Here is a 17265-nt window from a genome sequence, read left to right on the forward strand (position 1 = left end):
CTAACCTCTCTTTCTGTTCAAATGAGACATTTCAGCCATCCCTGTTATGAAAATATTGATATTCTCAGGTTTTCCAGTAACAATGATTTGCCCTAAATCAACAGTCACTTCATCCTCGTTTCGAGATAGATTTATTACGGTTTCTGGTTTCTTTTTAATGATTCTTAATTTACTTAATATCTTGAATGTAAGTTTTTTCATATGAATTTCCCCTTTTCGATTAAAATAACGCTTTTGTTCAGTTTCTTTCCTTTGTAGGTAAATACTTTGTAGTCATCCCAACAGCATTTGGATGAGATGATTTATACTTGAAAGAAACACAACTCTTTCGCCAATTACTCCAAAAGTTTGATGATACTGCTTCAGAGTGCCATTTGAATGACTTATCTAACGAAACTTCTATAGAATTCCAATGATTCATTTCAAAATTAACAAATACAATATTTCTTTTCTTTTGGAAATTATATAATTGACGTTTACGTGTATGTCTCATTACGCCCCTCCGTTTTTATACAAAATTCAAATTTGGTCTTAATATCCGCTTGCTAATCGATCATAGTTAACTTGGTTCTTATCAAAGTACGCCTTTTCCATATCTTTATAAGTCATACCAATTTTCTCTCCGATTGCTATTAAGGATGCAAATACACAATAATAATTAGCATGCATATCAAGTGAATTTTCACGAATTTTATCAAATAGTTCATAGTAAGTTTTGTCAGCTTGTCTCCCTACATAATTTACCCAAAAGGCATTATGAGGAATGTCATGACTAAACCCGTATTTATTCCCTATACTTGCTATAAAATGAATACAATCCGCCCACTCATCACGTTGTTTTTCTTTATTGTTACGCTTATTCTTTTTCCAGTATTTGAAGTATTCTATTTCATTCGCTAATTCACTTACTTCCACATAAAAAGCATGCGTTACGTCCCCAGTTAAGCTTTTACCTTCTTGCCCATGAACCTTAACAACCTTACGATCAAACTTGTCCTGTGCTTCGAATATCTTCTGAATGTTTAACACTTACATCCGCTCCTTATAGGCAATTTAATAATGTTTCTCTACGTTCTTCTAATTCTTTAATTTTATTCTCTGTCTTCTCAACCTCTAATTTAGCCATTATAAGGTGATATTTGTATTTATTAATTTCATCTTGATTCGTTACGATTTCGCTTTTTATTTGGACTAAAGTCGATTCTTTCATAAAAACCTCCTATACTCCTAATCTGGTCATTACCTTACCTTCTTGGAAACCGTGAATCACTGGGTCGTTTTCGATAATTAGAGATGGCATTGTCATGAGATCGTGTTTTTGAATGTAATGTGCGTTTTTAGGTTCCTCCACATTGAGGTACGTTACATCTAAAACAGCAACATCAGAAGGGAAATTGTCTAACATCATTTTTAATTTCATGCAATCGTTACAATTATTTTTAGTGAATACTTTAATTTTAATCATTTAATTTTTTCTCCTTTGCATCGTTAATTAATTTAGTAATTTCATAAACACCGTTTTCCATTGTTACCATTCTTCTCATCCCCTTTTAATAGTTTCCATAACTCTTTTTCATCCATTTCATAAAGCTGACGTCCTGTTTTTTCTTCCTTGTAAATTCCTTTATGTATCAAGACATCGATGTAAATTTGTTTCCTGTCCATTGCTTCTCCTTGCTTAGAAAATCCCTGTTCTTAGGTAATGCTTCGCTTGATAATAAAAGTGATGATATATCCAATTACCACTGAATTTCTTATCTAAATACACAATTTCAAAGTTGTATTTTGCTTTAAATGTATTAAGTCTGCCGAGTAATGCTAAAGGATTGTATTTTGAACGATACTGTCCTTTTAGCATCTTTTCATAACCTTTTAGGTCCTCCACAATTAGAGTGAATGGGATATCCTTTGAGCGAATTAACTCATTTTCAAAAGCCGTTTGCGTATCTTTTTGTAAGTTACCTGTGATCTCATCCATGTGGGCTTTTCGTTCTATTCGACTATCTAAGTAAATATCACGAGGTATTCCCAACTCTTCATTTTTCGGAATCATGCAACCATAATCACCGGTATCTAATTTTTGATTTTTAATCGGAATGCCCTTTTGATGTAAGTAATCAAGGATATGACCATTTACGTTTTCACGAGTATCAATCACGATTGTTAATGTTTTAAGGATGTTATCTATTTCTTTATCTGTGTAATGGAAACGAATCATTTTGATTCCCCTTTTCAGTTAAAATAATACTTTTTGTTTAGTTGCTTTCTGGTTGGATTACTCTTACTTCATGTGGTGTATCCAATACAGTTGTCAAATAAATAGCATCTTTGTAGGCTTTAAAAATATCGTCATATTCCTTTATCACTTCACCATTTAAATAAACTCCAAATTTCATTTTCATGCCCCTTTCCTTGCATATAAAACCGCACGTTCATATATCTTTCTAGCTATTGCATTCGATTCATCATTTTCAAATGGTCGATAATCTTCGTACATATCTGTCCATCCGTTCTTAGCAAGTACAATCGTCCACTCATAGAACATTTGTAATGAATCTTCGTCCACAATTAACCATTCATTTAACTTTTGGTTATGTTTCCAGCCACAAAACTGATAAAACACCTTTTGGATTGTAACTTTTTCGTTGTTAGCATCCTTCCAGGACTTAAACCAAGTATCAATTCCGTTGAAATTCTTTTCAGCAGCTTGCATTATTTTGGGCGGAATTAATTCCTGTCTCTTTATTCCGATTCGTCCATCCTTCTGATCAAGATAGATATTTGCACCTGATTTCCAAATTTCACTTATGATTTCTAAAACTTTCAAACCTCTCACCTCTGTTACTAAGCAGTTATTAAACAGTTACTGAAAACAGTGAAAAACGCCCTTTACTAACTAATAGTTATTTAAAATAACTCGCTTCATCCTTACAGCCACAAGGGTTTGACCCGATTTCGTTATTTTAGTTATCAGTACTGGTCATTACAGAATATATATATATATATTATTTTTATTTTTTTGTTTATATAAAAAACAAATAACTAAAATAACTAAATAGATATAAAAGGTAACTTGAACCCTTGATACGACTGACTTTTTAAGTAGTTATTAAAAGTTACTGAAAGTTATTTAAGCGGCAAAATAGTTACTGAGTGACCTTAAATTTGCTGTTTTCACTAGTTTCGGTAACTCCTTTAGTAACTGGCTTGCGTTCGTTCAAAGTAATTCCTGTAAGAAACGTTTTATTTCCAGTTCCCTTTGTTTTTCCGAATCCTTTTGTTTCTAACATTCGATAGAAGGACCTATTCCCTAAACTCCGTTCACCAGAATTGAAGCACCATCTTTCATAAGTGTTGTATAATTCTTTAGCTTCAATCATGATTGACTTATTTTCTCGTTCATCCACATAACAAACTTCATCGAGGAAAGGCGCTAGAATGTCCATATCATCTTTGTATTTCCCTGTTGCTTCCGCTACCACTTTAGGCTCTTTCAATCCATCCTGTTGCCACTTCATGCAGCCTTCAATTGCCCAATTTAAAATACCAGGCATTTCAAGAGATAGTTTTTCAGGTAATCGTTTGTCACGTTTATGTGCTGGTAAACTTAGATTGAATGGAATCAATTTGACACGTCGCCAAATACCTTCATCAAGACCACCAATAATAGGTTTATGGTTTGTAGTGAAGAACACTTTAAATTCTGGAATAAATTCAAAGAATTCTTGTCTAAGGAAACGTGCTAACACTGGCTCACCACCTGTAATTTGCTTAACAAATGAATCAGCAAGTTTTTCCCCTTCTTCACTCTCAATTGCTGATACAAAGCGAGAACCAACTAATCTAGCAATATCGTTGTTCGCTCCGGATTCTTTCTTTTTGATGAAAGTATCTGATTTTGCTTGTTTTCCGTAGTCACCCATAAGATCTTTGATTGTATTGATGAATGTGGACTTACCATTTGATCCGCCACCGACTAAAAACATCATGATTTGTTCTGAAATATCACCTGTCAAACTGTAACCAATCAATCGTTGCATGTACTCTATAAGTGTTTTATCCCCTAAGAATATTTGATCTAAGAAGTTGAGCCATTCTGGACATTTTGCATTTTCATCAAACACGATATTAGTTATTTTTGTTAATTTAAGTTCTCTATCATGTTGCTGCAGCTTACCTGTTTTTAAATCAACAACACCGTTTTCTACATTGAATAAAAATTTATGTTTATCAAACTCTTGTCTCTCTCCTGGAACAAGTGGCATAAGGTCCTTGATACTATTCATCCGGACATTCCTACGTTCACACATCCGCGCCCATTTCATTTCTGATTCATCTTCAGATTTATTAAGACTGCGGAGTACCTTTGCTGTAATTCTTTCAATCTCTTTTTTGTTATCTATCTTCCAACGCTTTCCGTCCCAGATGAACCAACCGATATCATTAACAAATTTGATTACATGGCCATATTCGTATGCGATACGTTCAGCATTACCTAGTTCTGTTAAACGGAATTTCTTTTTAGGCTTATCCTCCACAACTTCAGCCACATCCTCATTTATAAAATCAAATGAAAATTCTTCGAATTGCTGTTTGTTATCTAAGATAGTTGTAGATGTGGAGGAAATAGCTACTCCTATCGTTCTTTCGCCATAAGTTTCATTTGTATCGCTAAAGTGAATAACATCCCATTTATCACGAATTAGGCTACTTTCACGAAACATTGCATCCATTCGAGTCGCTGATTTACCTGTCCAAAATGCAAGGTAGTTACATAAAGCGAGGTCACTCGCCGAATGATCGTCATTTATTAAGTTGCCGTTGTATAATGAGCGAATTTCATCGCCATTCTTACTACGGAACATTTTCTCCCAAAGTGATTCGTTTGAAATTTTAATTTCATCTTTTTCAAACTCCGCTAAATTTACTCGACCTTGAATGTCACTATCATCAAAATACTGTTCAAATACTTCTGCTAGTTCATCCGTACGATCATAGACATCATTTGAATTTTCACGATTACCAGTGAAAGTGAAGAAACGACCGTATGAGTAAATTTCTAATCCATGCTTTGTATTTTTCCTTCCAGTACCTAATACTGATTGTGGAAGGCTACCTTTGATGATGATGTGGATACCTTTCTCTGAAGGTGAAAACTCTGTATAACTGTCTAATGTATCGATAATCTCTGTTGCAAAAGCATTTGTTTTACCGTCCACAACACATTTATCAATATCTATTCCTATATAGTTGTCCTGCCTACTGAACACGAAACCTATTCCGTCATAGTCACCTTCTAAGTAAAACTTGACTGCCGTTGCAAATGTTGACCAAGTACGTCTGTTATTTGCTTGGGCCATTTCACCAGTTACCTGACACGGAACTTTTGTCTGCTTGCCGTTTCGTGTTTCAAACTTCCACAATATCCACTGAGGAAGGGCCTTTAACTCGGCAGGAATTTCATTAAAATTGTATGGATTCTTTTTCATTTCGCCCTCCGATTTGCCTTTTAGGGTATAAAAAAGAGAAGTCGGTCAAAACCAACCTCTCTATTAAGTTTTATTTAGAATGGTAAATCGTCGTCACCGAGATTAATTGGTGGTCCACTTGGTTCAGGTGAAGTTACATTTGATGGTGCCACGAATTTGACTTTAGCAAATGTTTTATCATTCTTCGTTTCGTGTTTTACATAAGCTAAGACTGTTTTACCTAAAATATCACGTACAACAGCAGTTAAGTCTAATTCCTGTTTACCTGTGTATCCACAAGCTTTTAAGAATGAGTTACGTTTCTTTTCAGTGTCTTCTTTATAATCTTGAATATTACTAGTTAGATATAAAGTGTTGTATAGAATTTTTGCCCCTTGATGCTTCTGTTCAATATCTGAACGGATTTCTACATCAAACCCAATAGAATATTGACCTTGCCATTCTTTTGCTTCAGCAGCTATAATCGTAACTTCGTATTTACCTTCCTCTACAAGACCGAATCCTTGTGATACATTCTCTTCATCAAATTTAAATTTAAAACTCATTGTTTATTTCCCCCTGTTAATTAGTTTATGGATGACACGATTAATTCTTCTTGTATGCAACCTTTACGTTTATCTAAATGATTCTTAGCAAATACACTTTGATTACCTTCTAAAACAAATCCTCTTGTACCATCTGCCTTTTTAACTAATTGACCGACAACATGAACGATTCCCATAATGTGATTAACGATCTTATCCCGAATATCAGGAATGAATTGCGTATATTGCTGTCCATCATCGTGAGTGATATTTCTTGTTGTCTCCCAAGCTGTGAAAATAACATTTGCATCTAACGAATTAAATGTTTCTACTAACTTTAAAAGATGGTTATCTAGTAAAGCGTAGTCCTTTAATTCAGGCATACCACTTTTAGTATTCTCACCTTTTTTAAGTAGCCATAATTTTTGGTAATGTGTTAAGTTATCGATAAAGATGTTATCGTATTTAGCGATATTTGCTTTGGCCAACGCGTAAAACTGTAAAATGCTATCATGTGGATTCTCACCATCAATTTTAGCCATGTCTATATTTTCATATCCCTCTAACACTTGGCTTGTCCCATCAATATCAAGGACTAATGTTTTACCTGGTAACAACCCAGCAACTGTTGTTTTTCCGTTACCTGGCTTGGAATAGATAATGATTTTTGCTTTTTTACTTTTGGTAATGGCAGCACCATTTGTAATTTCCAATTAATTCACCTCTACTCTTCCTAATAAATAATCTGTGGATACACCTAAAGCAGTTGCTAAATCGCATAATACATAAATGGTAGGTCTAGAATCTCCAATTTCATAATTCGAAATCGTACATCTATCTTTATTAATCATTTCTGCTAATTCTTGTTGAGTAAGGTCTTTCTTTAGTCTTATCTCCCTAAGTTTTGCAGGAAACATGTTATTTACCCCTTTTCCATGCCTTTCAGAATAAAGATTGAAGCTTCAAGATCGAATATTCTACCTGTACTTTCCCGAATATTCTTTTCAACGATAGGCTTTCTTTCTATTAACCTTTCTAATTCACCCTGATGTTCACGCAACTTTCTATTCATAACATTTAGCGCCTGTTCTAACTCTTCAATTGCAGCATTCACTTCATTCACCCGCCACTTTCTTTTTGGAATGAGCCTCTACATATTGTTTGATGCAATCTGTTTCATCGTGTATGTAATCACCATCAATATCCCGGTACTCTTCACCAAAATAGATTTCTTTACCGCAACTTTTACAATCACTCATAACATCACTTAAAACTGAATCCTGACGATTCCCGACTACCATTGAGTTTTCTACTATTTAGAATCCCTCCAATTTTCTCTTCCATTCTTTCTAGAGTGTAGAGAGAGTAATAGACTATGTTGTCATGTATAAAAGCCACTTCATGTGGAAGGTCCTTTGAATCACGATTCGTTATGATTGGTTTCATTCTGTATTCAGCTAACACTGATTCAAATGTTTCATTATTAAGATGAACTTCATTACCACGAATGCTGATAATGCCATCTTCATTACCTGCCGATCGTATAGCTTGTACAGCTTTACTCACTTCTTTAATGTTCATTAGCAGTTCACTCCTTTACATGAGTTGTGCTATAATCATCTTGAAAATTGATTTTATCTAGATCACCTGCGCCAACAGGTGGTTTTTCTTTTTTCTAATTTCACCTTTTATAACTCGCTTATAATCAGGATTGATTTTTCTGTATGCCTTATTTTTCTTTTTGTTAACAGCAAATCTAGTTTTACCAAGTTCTTTTCCAATCTCTTCATCTGTAAAACCTTGAGATTTTTTTACTATTATTAATTTTTCTTCTGGATTCACTTGACTCAATGCTTGTTCATATTCAATTGAAGTCATGACTTCTTCTTCCACATTTGCTGGGTCTACTGCAAAGAAACCTTCTTCAGATTCTCCGTTTCTATAAAGATCAATAGAATGAATGTTTAATTTCTCTCTTTCTTCAGGAGTGCAATAACTACTAACACTAATAACTCTTCCCTTTTGGTGCAATTCCCTTACTATCTCGAATTTAAGAGTCATTATTACGTAAGTATTAAACGCTCCAGCTTTTTGAGGATCATACTTTAAACATAATTCCCATAGCTTTACTTTCCCGATTTGAATTAAATCATCAAATTCCATATTATTTCTTTCAGCAACTTGTGTTGCTTTACCATAACTTCCAAATACTTGTTTAATTGCTGATAACGCTAGATGTTGTTTCTCTTCGAACAACTTTTCAGGTGTCATTGTCTTTTTACCTTCCCTTCATTATTTTTCTAAAAATCTTTTGATCGGTTCATCTAGCCAAGCTGCAAGCGACATTACTGTAGCAATCGTAACCGCTACCATTAATAATGAGAATGTACTTTCTTCCATTACTTTCACCCTCTCAAACTATGAATTTGGAATTACACGTTTGCAAAAAGTGTTTCGGTGGATTAAATGAAGTTGTCCATCTACTTTTTTAAAGATCAACCAGTTGTGTGGGTTTAAGCTATATGATTGAATCAGTTGCTTTTCTTTATTTGTTGGATTCTTACCGTTTTTCACGATTTTTCCTCCTTACACAACTTGTTGCGAATTACACAACCTTGTTGCAAAAAAAATTAACTTTGCCTGAGAAACTTTTCAATATTTATATCGAAAGTCTCTGAATACAACACAAGAACTCTTAAGCTAGGACAATGAACGCCCGATTCATACTTTGAAATAGATGTCTTATCAAGGTTAAGTAAATTAGCTACTTGAGTTTGTGTTAATCCTTTTTCCTTCCTGATATCACGAAGAAATTCATTATTGATAATCATAAATGATGAACACCTCTTTCATAAATCGAGTTTATAACAAAGTTGCGAATTACGCAACTATTATTTTCGTTTTTTATAAAAAAGAATTATTTTGTTGATTTACACTCAACTTTTCGTATAGAATGTAGATATACATAAGGTGTGAAAAACACATCTTATTAATTTAGATGAAAAGAGGAACACAAAATGTTCGGACAACGCTTAAAAGCATTGCGCCTAGAGAAGGGAATGACGCAACAACAATTAGCAGATGTCTTAGAAATCGAAAAATCTAATATCTCCCGATTCGAGTCAGGAAAACAGTCCCCTTCAAGTGAAAACAAGGTCAAAATGGCTAAGATTTTCAATGTATCTGTTGACTACATGCTGGGATTATCAGAGCATAGAACTTTAAACCAAGAGAAATCAGATAAGATCTCTAAGGATGCTGCGGCTCTCATGGAAAAGATAAATAAATTACCTCCTGAGAAACGTAAATTAATCGAAAATTTGATTGATAACTTCTAAAAAACAAAAAGAGAGCTTTTCAGCTCTCAACCTTTTTCCCTCATATTCTTCTTTTTTCGTCAAATGTCTGTTATTATGAGGGATATATACATAAATTTTTAAACAACTAACTTTATATAAAAAAATAAAACCCCCGACGAAAGTTTTTAGATGGTAGAAGGTTGGTCGCCAAGACACCATTTAAAAACCGGTAACAGAGGTTTTGTGTATACGTTAATTAAATTGATACTTTGATAGTATCATAAACTCGAAAAAACGTAAATACAAATCCTTTATTTTGCTATACCCAATTTTTGTCGGGGTAAGAAAATGGAGGATTTTTTATTATGGCTAAAATGAAGAAATGGAAATTAGAAAGAGAATATGTACAGGTTCCAAATGAAACGGCGGTTGCAGTTGAATTGCGTGAATCAGAACCGGAAGAATGTATTTCACTACAAGCATTAGGATTGATAGTTAACCTTTGGTCTTACAATACAGAAGAATGGGAATTACATAAAACAGAATTGTACAAGCGTTACGGTAAAAACAAAGAAACATCAGTAAAGAACGCTTGGAAAGAGTTAATGGATGCTAACTACATCATTGAATATAAGTTCCGTGTAGGTAAGCAATGGGATTACGAATACTACTATCGTATTAAGCCTTTCACAGATGAAGAACGTAAAGAAATCCTTGCTTATGCTGAAAAAGAACACGGTCAAATTTGGGGACTTGATTTTCAAGACCTCAAAATGAAGACCTCAAAATCAAGAGATAATAAAAAAGAATTAAAGAAAGATATTATTAAAGAAAAAGAAGAAGAAGAAATTATAACTAACCCTGTTACTGAATCTATGATTCTTGATTTAATGAATCAAAAGATTGAAGAGCGAGAGATTACAAACCAAAAAACTATTAAAGCTATCCACGATGTTGTTTCTAAATGTAAAGCGATTGGATCTACCGATTTAACTGCAGCTGAAAACTATGTAATAAAAGTTGTGGAAGAAAAGATGTCTAAACTTGGCCAGAAACAGAAAGTTAGAACAGGTAAAGCGAAAGTATCAGGCGCTAAGAAAATACGCACTGAGATGGTTCCTGAGTGGGTTAGAGAAGAAGAGAATGGATCAGCAATTGTGGAAGACAAAGGACAAGCCACTGAAGATTTAGAGGAAAACAAAAAACGTTTAGATGCCTTATTAGGTAAAAATAAAAAAGAAGAGAACTAATTAACAGTCCTCTTCCACAAAGAGTAAAATAATGTAATATTTTACCGCTATAAATTGGGAAACATTTCTTCTATGATGGAAGTATATTACAACAAGTCCTTATTTCTAAGTAGCATGTCAGAGTAAACAGCCATATGTCTTGCATATTGCCCTTGTTCACGCCCGTCCAACTTACTGTAGTCCTTTTGAATGTCGCTTAATAGTAAATCTAACAAAGGGTCGTTCTGTTCGTTCTCGAAGCCGAGAAGCGTGTCTGTTGTAACGTTAAAAAATGAAGCAAGAATCTTCAAACTTCCAAGATCCGGTTCATATCGATCCGTTTCCCAGTTCTTGAGTTGACCACGAGTAATACGTGTCTTTTCAGATAGTTGTTCTTGTGTTAAACCATAAGCTTTTCTTAAACGTTGAATGTTTTGACCGACTGTGTTTTTCATAGTTTTGAGTATAATTACCAAAATATCACTATACCATATTTGGCTTGTAACATGACATTATATAAAAATTTGTCCTTAAAAATACCTTTAAAAATAAATATAGAACAATTGTTCTGTTAGTGGTAAAATATTCATGTACTATTAAATCAATAGTTAATATGCAAAATTGCATATGCACCGAAATCTTGATTTATAGCGATAAAAAAACTTTCTCAATATTTAATTTGCAAGTGTATTGGTAAAATTGTAAAAATTCGTGATAAAATTTGTTTAACAAAAAATGAACGAAAAAAGACCCATATGAGCGTGTTATCAAGGAGGCTCCTACACTCACCTTAATAACCGTTCCCTAACTCACGCTTAGGAAACACTTGCCACATACGAGTCACATCTAAGTATAACACAAAAATGCAATATTCTTCTCTCGTATTTTGTTTCCGCCTTGAGAAAATCCTGTTAGGATGTGGTTCGTTTTTCTGGAAGGGGAATATTGTTGTGGAAAGATTAATTAAAAAGTTAGATGCAGAAAGAGAAAGCAAAGATATCAAAATCAGAGGATTAGCAAGAATAACTGGAATAGACCGAAGTGTAATTGAAGAAGGTTTATCGGGCAAAACGCAAGAAATGAAATTAGAAAATTTTATCCCTGTTGCATCTAACGTGTACGAAGATCATTCAACTAGAAAAGAAGTCATTAACAATTTTATTCTACGATGCGAGAAGGATTTAAACATTGTGAAGGCACTTTGTTACTGCCAAGGCCAAGGCGAATACGATGTGATTTCACAACTTATAGATAAACACCAAGGAACTAGGACGTTAAAAAAATATTTAGTTATATTCGAACTATATAATCAACGAAACTTGAATAAGAAAACAGGTAAAGAATTAGAAAAGGCACTTGATGAACAAACATTTTCTAAATTAGCAGAATGCCAGGTGCTAGTGAATATGTTGTACGGATTTGCAATGTATGACATTCCGAACTGTCGGGCGATCGTTCCTTATTCAGAAAAAGCAAAAGAGAAGATACCTTTAATTAAAAATAAATTCATTCGAGAATGTTTAGAAATGCAATATAAAGAGAGAGATGCATATATCAAACTATTATCGGATGAAGTAGAAGAATCTCGTAAGGTATGTTGGGACATTATTGATGCAAAGTCAGACTATCAGATGATAAAGGCATCAGCGTATTGTTGCTTAGGGGAAAGCTACCAATATGAATGCTTAGAAACGTCTGAAAAATACCTCTTAAAAGCCATTGAAGTATTAGAAGAAAATAAAATTGACAAAAAATCAAAAAAATATGGCTCGTTTAAGACAACTTTAGGACATATATATATAGACAATGCTTTCCACATTGAAAAAATTGAACATGATTATCTAGATGTGGGAGAAAAAGCTCATTACCAACTAAAGTTTGGCGATGCTGAACTAGGGGAAAAATTATATTCTGAAATGAAAATGACGCCCCATCGAAAAGCATCCCGCGCTAAAGTAAAAGGTGATATACTATCTTTAAAAGAAGCATTGGTTGATTTTGAAAGAACAGGGAATTTATTCTATGCGAATGGCATAAAAAGAGAGATATTAAAGGACGAGGTGGAGTAAAATGAAAAGTTTATTATTAAGCTTAATTTTATCATTAGGACTAGGAACTGGAGCAGGCGTAGCAAACGCTCAAGAGGATGCGCAAGCATCTGTAGATCAACCAGCTGTACAATACATGATGGTCGATCCAGGCGGTCACTAGAATAGTAAGTAACTAAATTTAGTTTAGTTAACAACTACATATAAACAATTCGAAAGACGTTACTATTAATTTAGTGACGTCTTTCCTACTTTCTGGGAAAGGCTGATTTTATATCACGCGATTAAAAAACCAGCCACCTAAAATATACCAATAAAAACTGGGGAGGAAAATTACTATGATGAATCAAGGGGCGGCTTTACAAATAGAGAAAGAAATCAGTGTGGAGGAAAGAGTACATAAATTAAGTATCATCATGAAGAAAGCGGAACAAGGCGATTTGAAAGCAATTGCACTTTTAGAACAAATTAACGCTTTGACGAAATAAGAGCTTCGGCTCTTTTTTATTTTGTGCAAACTTAAAATTTCACATACCATAACGAAAGTATTTCAAAAGATTTAAAGGGAAAACAATTGCAGGAAAGAATAAGTATGTTAAAGTAGATTAATATAAACATAATCATAAACATTAACGTTAATATAAATGTTAACAACAACGTTAACGTAAATATAATGGAGGTATCAGAATGGCTTATAAATTAGCTTTCGTACAGAATAAAGGTGGCGTTTTAAAGTCTTCAATGACTGTAAATTTAGCTGGACTTTATGCGAAACAAGGGAAACGTGTTCTAATTGTGGATGCTGATCAACAAGGTAATTCACTGTTGTCTTTTGGCAAAAATCCGGACAAGTACCGTACTACATTGCATGACGTTTTAGTTCATTTTGCACCAGCAAGTGAAGCAATAATTAATGTTCACGAAAACATCGATGTATTACCTTCTAATGAAATGATGAGCTTTTTAGATTTCGATGTATTACCTAACTTAGATAAATACATAAATCCATTTTTACTTTTGAAGGTGGCGCTGATGTCTGTGGAAGATGATTACGATGTTATCTTATTCGATAGTCCGCCATCTTCAGGGTTAATCCAAAGTAATGTAATTTGCTGTACAGATAAAATTATAATTCCTTTCCAACCTGAACAATATTCTGTACGATCACTAATAAAAATCATCGATGTTATTGGTCAATTTAAAAATAAACATAATCAAAATTTAGAGATTACTGGAGTTGTAGCTACATTAGTTCAAAAGAATACTAAACTTCATACTGAAGCAATGAAACAAGCAAGTCGTTTTTGTGAGAAAGAAGGTATTCACTTCTTTAAAGCTAATATCCCTAGAACTATTCAATTTGCTAACTCAATTGCTTATAATCAATTACCTCTTACACTTACTAAAAAAGATAACGAATTTGCATTTTATTATAAGAATTTATTTAAGGAGTTGACTGAACTTGAAGGAACGCGAATTGGCTGATTTATTTGGAGGTAGCGCCACAAGAAATAGCGAAGAAGAGAATAACGATAACAATAACGTTAGTGATAATGTTAACGTAAATAAAAACATTAATGCAAACGATGATGGTAACAATAATCCAGAAGTGCCAAAAGTTAAAAAGAAAGCAAATGAAGATATCCTTGAATTATTAAAAGACAACAATGATAAAAAAGTTGTAGGTTTTCATTTAGATAAAGATGTTCGTGATGCTTTTCAAAAAGTATTAGGTAAGAAGCCACCTAGAGGAGCGCAATCAAAACTTGCAAATAAAATATTCCGTGACTTCTTTGAAGAACGAGGTTTATTATAAGTCCTACATTTGTAGGGCTTTTATTTTTGTTAACGATAATGTTAATGAATATGTTAAAAACAATGTAAATGTTACTGTTAATACAAACGTTAATATTAACGCTAATGTAAAAACCCCACAGTTAAGTAGGGTTCTTTTAGGATTTAACCGCTAGTTTATCCATGAAATCGTGTATAGATTTCGCTTGAAAAATACGTAAATTGGAGGATTGGATATCATACTTTTTATCAGTGATTATGAGGATGTTAGGGAAGAATTTTGATTCTTTTGGTTGCCAAGATTCTTGATGCCACTCATTACTGTGGAAGTACAACTCATATCGATTGATTTTATCTTGCATAATTTTTTTACTGTAAACTGACTTTTGGACTTCAATAAAAAATGGGGATCTACGCCAAATTGTAAATGCATCTGGTTCCATAAATTCTTTTCCATATTTCGGTTCTACTTTAAATAGTTTAGGTTTTTCATAATGAATGAGTTGTTTGTATACGTCCACAATGCTGAGGAAGTGGGGAATCTTTTGGCTAGTTTTTCGTAGTGTACTAGGTTGAGGAAAATATATAAATGGCTGCTGTGTGATATTGGCATCCACATGACCATCTCTTCTTAATCGTTTCATGACCGTATTACAGCAAGTAACTGCGTTTTTCACTCCTTGAAAATGCAAATCTATTATGTCATCCCTAGACATACATCTGAAACGCTTCAAATCGCCCAGTATCGCTTTATCTCTATTCTTCATCGTCTAACACCCCAAACAATTTAATGTCTTCTTGTGGAGGATTCTGAAGCTTCGTGTCCTCTTTCGGAATGCGATACGGTTCAACAATTTGTTTCGCTTTGCTTAATTCTAAAAATGGAGCTTGCACTTTCTTTAATCCGTTTAGTTTTAGAATCATTTGGCCCGATTGCTCCAAGTGTTCTGAACCAGGTGTACCCATGATATTACTGTTAATCGTACTATCACATTTAAAGCCCATTCTTACCGTCATATTGAGTTTCAACTTACCATCTAATACTTTTGCATCTGGGCGTTGCATGGAAAGCATGAGAAAGACTCCAAGTGATCGACCAACTGCTGAAATCTTTTCTAATGTAGTCATACACTCTTTTTCATCTTGCAACATAGCTACTTCATCTATAGCAAGTAAGATATACGGTTTCTGCTTATCAAGATTCAATTTGTTGTATTCATCGATATGGTCCACTTCATACTCTTCCATTAGCTTTCTACGTTCGCGTATTTCCTTCCACACTTTCTGCAACATGATCTTCATTTCAATTTCTTCCATGCAAACCTCTTTTACGTGTTTCACTCTTCGTAAGAAATGAAACTCGGAATTCTTCAAATCGCCCAGGTACAAATGTAATTTATCAGGGGACATGTAGTGAATAAGTGTGGACAGCACAACACGCACCATACTACTTTTACCGCTCCCTGTTTCTCCTGCTATAAGTAAATGTGGTGTATTGGCTCTAACCATGTCATATACAATCATATTGCCTAATTGGTCCCGACCTACCACAACAGGTAGACGATGTTGTTTTAGTAACGGCTGCCATTTCTTATAACTGTAATTGTATGGTTTTAGTCCCGCATCTGAATGAAATACATTAAGGACAAACTTTTTTATATCACCTTCAATTGCTACATTACGTCCTAATATTTGTTGAAAGCAAAACCATTTCTTTTCAATAGTCTTCGGATCCAAACTATTCGGGATGGTAAATATATATCTAACATTGTCTTTTGTGGAGGAAATGGCATGTATTTTCGGATAAATGGGTACTTTACCGCCTCGTGTTTGATGGTCCACATATAAACCAGCTTTTCCAAATACCTCTATAAGTTGATTCTTTAAATTTTGCTTATGAAGCCAATCTTTGATGAGTCCCATGTTACACCTCCTAGAACATGATTAAAATTTTGATAAATATATAACCGATAAAACAAACTCCACCTATTCTTATTCCGTGATACATTCCATCACTTAAAAGTTTAGCTGCTGCAACGTGATCATTCTTTACAAGATGTTTCTCTAATATCGCTCCGCCAATTGTTGTTACTCCTAAAGCACCTAATGAGATAAATGTAGTTAACATAAAAAACTCCCCTTTATAAACAGAATTTAAAATACTGATTATACATAGATTTATCGCCTCAATACCTTGGTAGCGTTACTTTGATAACTAACTTGATAGTTACTTTGATAGTACAAATACTAGTTACCTTGATAGCAATTAAGCTATTTACTTTGGTAGCTGCTTTGATAATAAGTTTGATAACTACTTTGGTAGCGACCTTGATACATCATATTGTGGATGGCTTGTACAATATGTAAAAAACTTTTTCTGTTTACGCGAATATTTTTTTACGTTTTTGACGAGAATGTTGAAAATAAGTCCGGGAGGGATAAACGTGTTTTGGAAGTTCGGAGGAAAGAAACGTACAAAATTAGGTGTTTTTTTAGATCGGAATGGATTTAATCAACATGATTTAGAAAAGACTGCTAAGTTAAGTCGTCCTACTGTTTCTAAAGCATGTAATGATAAAGAGTATATACCTAGTCCAACTGTTATGAAAAAGATATTAAAAGCCATTCGTCACGTAAAACCGAACGCGAAAGCTGATGACTTTTGGGATATGTAAAAAAGAGTGCATTTAGTTAGTACTATGATATAATCAATATGGGTATATTGCTCTATCTTCTTCGTGTAGGTAGTGCAATTTTTTTGTGCTTTTAAAAGAACAAACGTTCGTGTATAATAATAATAAATTACACGAATCGGGGGATTATCATCTTGGACAATCAATGTTGGGGTACACCAAAAATAAAGGGCCGTGGCATGGTAAAAT

Annotated in this window: 31 protein-coding genes; 8 read left to right on the forward strand and 23 right to left on the reverse strand. The window is 33.8% G+C overall.

All coding sequences use genetic code 11. The features are described 5' to 3' along the window. From BUA87_RS28455 to BUA87_RS28530, 19 genes are all read right to left on the reverse strand, one after another. Positions 1-201: a hypothetical protein gene (locus BUA87_RS28455; protein ID WP_072941555.1), complete on the reverse strand. Its 201-nt coding sequence runs from the start codon at positions 199-201 to the stop codon at positions 1-3. 37 nt (positions 202-238) lie between these two features. After that, a complete protein-coding gene (locus BUA87_RS28460) occupies positions 239-493 on the reverse strand; it encodes a hypothetical protein (protein WP_072941559.1) in 255 nt (84 codons plus the stop codon). A gap of 38 nt (positions 494-531) precedes the next feature. Beyond that, positions 532-1029 (reverse strand): dUTP diphosphatase, encoded by a 498-nt coding sequence (locus tag BUA87_RS28465; protein WP_072941562.1) that lies wholly within the window; start codon positions 1027-1029, stop codon positions 532-534. Between the two features lie 13 nt (positions 1030-1042). Beyond that, positions 1043-1210, reverse strand: coding sequence for a hypothetical protein (locus tag BUA87_RS31465; protein ID WP_178340551.1), 168 nt, complete (start codon positions 1208-1210; stop codon positions 1043-1045). A 9-nt stretch (positions 1211-1219) separates the two neighbouring features. After that, complete coding sequence (locus BUA87_RS28470; RefSeq protein ID WP_072941566.1) at positions 1220-1465, reverse strand: glutaredoxin family protein; 246 nt, start codon at positions 1463-1465, stop codon at positions 1220-1222. A gap of 41 nt (positions 1466-1506) precedes the next feature. Then, positions 1507-1665, reverse strand: coding sequence for a Fur-regulated basic protein FbpA (fbpA, locus tag BUA87_RS28475; protein ID WP_072941570.1), 159 nt, complete (start codon positions 1663-1665; stop codon positions 1507-1509). Positions 1666-1678: 13 nt separating this feature from the next. Then, on the reverse strand, positions 1679-2218 hold the full coding sequence (locus tag BUA87_RS28480) for an ERCC4 domain-containing protein (RefSeq protein ID WP_072941574.1): 540 nt from the start codon (positions 2216-2218) through the stop codon (positions 1679-1681). 37 nt (positions 2219-2255) lie between these two features. Then, positions 2256-2396, reverse strand: a complete 141-nt coding sequence (locus BUA87_RS31470) for a hypothetical protein (RefSeq protein ID WP_098582345.1) — start codon at positions 2394-2396, stop codon at positions 2256-2258. A 2-nt stretch (positions 2397-2398) separates the two neighbouring features. Further along, positions 2399-2827, reverse strand: coding sequence for a hypothetical protein (locus BUA87_RS28485; RefSeq protein WP_072941577.1), 429 nt, complete (start codon positions 2825-2827; stop codon positions 2399-2401). 319 nt (positions 2828-3146) lie between these two features. After that, the gene (locus BUA87_RS28490) at positions 3147-5489 is read right to left on the reverse strand and encodes a phage/plasmid primase, P4 family (protein ID WP_072941581.1); all 2343 of its coding nucleotides are present in this window, start codon (positions 5487-5489) and stop codon (positions 3147-3149) included. Positions 5490-5563: 74 nt separating this feature from the next. After that, positions 5564-6034 (reverse strand): DUF669 domain-containing protein, encoded by a 471-nt coding sequence (locus tag BUA87_RS28495; RefSeq protein WP_072941584.1) that lies wholly within the window; start codon positions 6032-6034, stop codon positions 5564-5566. Positions 6035-6054: 20 nt separating this feature from the next. Beyond that, a complete protein-coding gene (locus BUA87_RS28500; RefSeq protein WP_072941589.1) occupies positions 6055-6726 on the reverse strand; it encodes an AAA family ATPase in 672 nt (223 codons plus the stop codon). Further along, positions 6727-6930, reverse strand: a complete 204-nt coding sequence (locus BUA87_RS28505; RefSeq protein WP_072941592.1) for a helix-turn-helix domain-containing protein — start codon at positions 6928-6930, stop codon at positions 6727-6729. 5 nt (positions 6931-6935) lie between these two features. Next, entirely contained in the window at positions 6936-7127 is a 192-nt protein-coding gene (locus tag BUA87_RS28510; RefSeq protein ID WP_072941596.1) for a hypothetical protein, read from the reverse strand. Between the two features lies 1 nt (position 7128). Beyond that, positions 7129-7329 (reverse strand): hypothetical protein, encoded by a 201-nt coding sequence (locus BUA87_RS28515; protein WP_072941600.1) that lies wholly within the window; start codon positions 7327-7329, stop codon positions 7129-7131. Beyond that, positions 7277-7594 (reverse strand): hypothetical protein, encoded by a 318-nt coding sequence (locus tag BUA87_RS28520; protein WP_072941604.1) that lies wholly within the window; start codon positions 7592-7594, stop codon positions 7277-7279. Before BUA87_RS28520 ends, BUA87_RS28515 begins: the two co-directional genes overlap by 53 nt. Positions 7595-7651: 57 nt before the next feature. Beyond that, positions 7652-8284 (reverse strand): sigma-70 family RNA polymerase sigma factor, encoded by a 633-nt coding sequence (locus BUA87_RS28525; protein ID WP_072941608.1) that lies wholly within the window; start codon positions 8282-8284, stop codon positions 7652-7654. Positions 8285-8431: 147 nt separating this feature from the next. Continuing rightward, positions 8432-8587: a DUF6906 family protein gene (locus tag BUA87_RS31475; RefSeq protein ID WP_178340552.1), complete on the reverse strand. Its 156-nt coding sequence runs from the start codon at positions 8585-8587 to the stop codon at positions 8432-8434. A gap of 56 nt (positions 8588-8643) precedes the next feature. Beyond that, complete coding sequence (locus tag BUA87_RS28530) at positions 8644-8844, reverse strand: helix-turn-helix domain-containing protein (protein WP_072941611.1); 201 nt, start codon at positions 8842-8844, stop codon at positions 8644-8646. A 186-nt stretch (positions 8845-9030) separates the two neighbouring features. Between BUA87_RS28530 and BUA87_RS28535 the strand changes: the two genes are divergently transcribed. After that, complete coding sequence (locus BUA87_RS28535) at positions 9031-9351, forward strand: helix-turn-helix domain-containing protein (protein WP_072941614.1); 321 nt, start codon at positions 9031-9033, stop codon at positions 9349-9351. A 326-nt stretch (positions 9352-9677) separates the two neighbouring features. Beyond that, positions 9678-10562, forward strand: a complete 885-nt coding sequence (locus tag BUA87_RS28540) for a hypothetical protein (RefSeq protein WP_072941618.1) — start codon at positions 9678-9680, stop codon at positions 10560-10562. An 86-nt stretch (positions 10563-10648) separates the two neighbouring features. Here BUA87_RS28540 and BUA87_RS28545 read toward each other — a convergent pair whose 3' ends face one another. After that, positions 10649-10996 carry a helix-turn-helix transcriptional regulator gene (locus tag BUA87_RS28545; RefSeq protein ID WP_072941644.1) on the reverse strand — a complete coding sequence of 116 codons (348 nt, stop codon included), beginning with the start codon at positions 10994-10996 and terminating at the stop codon, positions 10649-10651. Positions 10997-11491: 495 nt separating this feature from the next. On the opposite strand from BUA87_RS28545, the gene BUA87_RS28550 reads away from it, so the two are divergent. The 5 genes from BUA87_RS28550 (at position 11492) to BUA87_RS28560 (ending at position 14405) form a co-directional block, all read left to right on the forward strand. Then, the gene (locus tag BUA87_RS28550) at positions 11492-12610 is read left to right on the forward strand and encodes an AimR family lysis-lysogeny pheromone receptor (RefSeq protein WP_072941621.1); all 1119 of its coding nucleotides are present in this window, start codon (positions 11492-11494) and stop codon (positions 12608-12610) included. 1 nt (position 12611) lies between these two features. Beyond that, complete coding sequence (locus BUA87_RS31480; protein WP_178340553.1) at positions 12612-12752, forward strand: hypothetical protein; 141 nt, start codon at positions 12612-12614, stop codon at positions 12750-12752. Positions 12753-12927: 175 nt separating this feature from the next. Next, positions 12928-13077, forward strand: coding sequence for a hypothetical protein (locus tag BUA87_RS31485; RefSeq protein ID WP_178340550.1), 150 nt, complete (start codon positions 12928-12930; stop codon positions 13075-13077). A 199-nt stretch (positions 13078-13276) separates the two neighbouring features. Beyond that, a complete protein-coding gene (locus tag BUA87_RS28555; RefSeq protein WP_072941626.1) occupies positions 13277-14074 on the forward strand; it encodes a ParA family protein in 798 nt (265 codons plus the stop codon). Beyond that, entirely contained in the window at positions 14052-14405 is a 354-nt protein-coding gene (locus tag BUA87_RS28560; protein ID WP_072941630.1) for a hypothetical protein, read from the forward strand. The genes BUA87_RS28555 and BUA87_RS28560 overlap by 23 nt, the downstream gene beginning before the upstream one ends. A gap of 136 nt (positions 14406-14541) precedes the next feature. On the opposite strand, the gene BUA87_RS28565 is transcribed toward BUA87_RS28560, so the two are convergent. The 3 genes from BUA87_RS28565 to BUA87_RS28575 are packed head-to-tail and all read right to left on the reverse strand — an operon-like array spanning position 14542 to position 16511. After that, complete coding sequence (locus BUA87_RS28565) at positions 14542-15150, reverse strand: replication-relaxation family protein (RefSeq protein WP_072941633.1); 609 nt, start codon at positions 15148-15150, stop codon at positions 14542-14544. After that, positions 15140-16306 carry an FtsK/SpoIIIE domain-containing protein gene (locus BUA87_RS28570; protein ID WP_072941637.1) on the reverse strand — a complete coding sequence of 389 codons (1167 nt, stop codon included), beginning with the start codon at positions 16304-16306 and terminating at the stop codon, positions 15140-15142. Before BUA87_RS28570 ends, BUA87_RS28565 begins: the two co-directional genes overlap by 11 nt. Before the next feature lie 10 nt (positions 16307-16316). Beyond that, positions 16317-16511 carry a hypothetical protein gene (locus tag BUA87_RS28575; protein ID WP_072941639.1) on the reverse strand — a complete coding sequence of 65 codons (195 nt, stop codon included), beginning with the start codon at positions 16509-16511 and terminating at the stop codon, positions 16317-16319. 316 nt (positions 16512-16827) lie between these two features. Between BUA87_RS28575 and BUA87_RS28580 the strand changes: the two genes are divergently transcribed. Next, positions 16828-17058, forward strand: a complete 231-nt coding sequence (locus BUA87_RS28580; protein ID WP_072941641.1) for a helix-turn-helix domain-containing protein — start codon at positions 16828-16830, stop codon at positions 17056-17058. The last annotated feature ends 207 nt before the right edge of the window (positions 17059-17265 follow it).

The organism is Bacillus sp. bc15, from assembly GCF_900142585.1.
GTDB lineage: Bacteria > Bacillota > Bacilli > Bacillales > Bacillaceae_G > Bacillus_A > Bacillus_A cereus.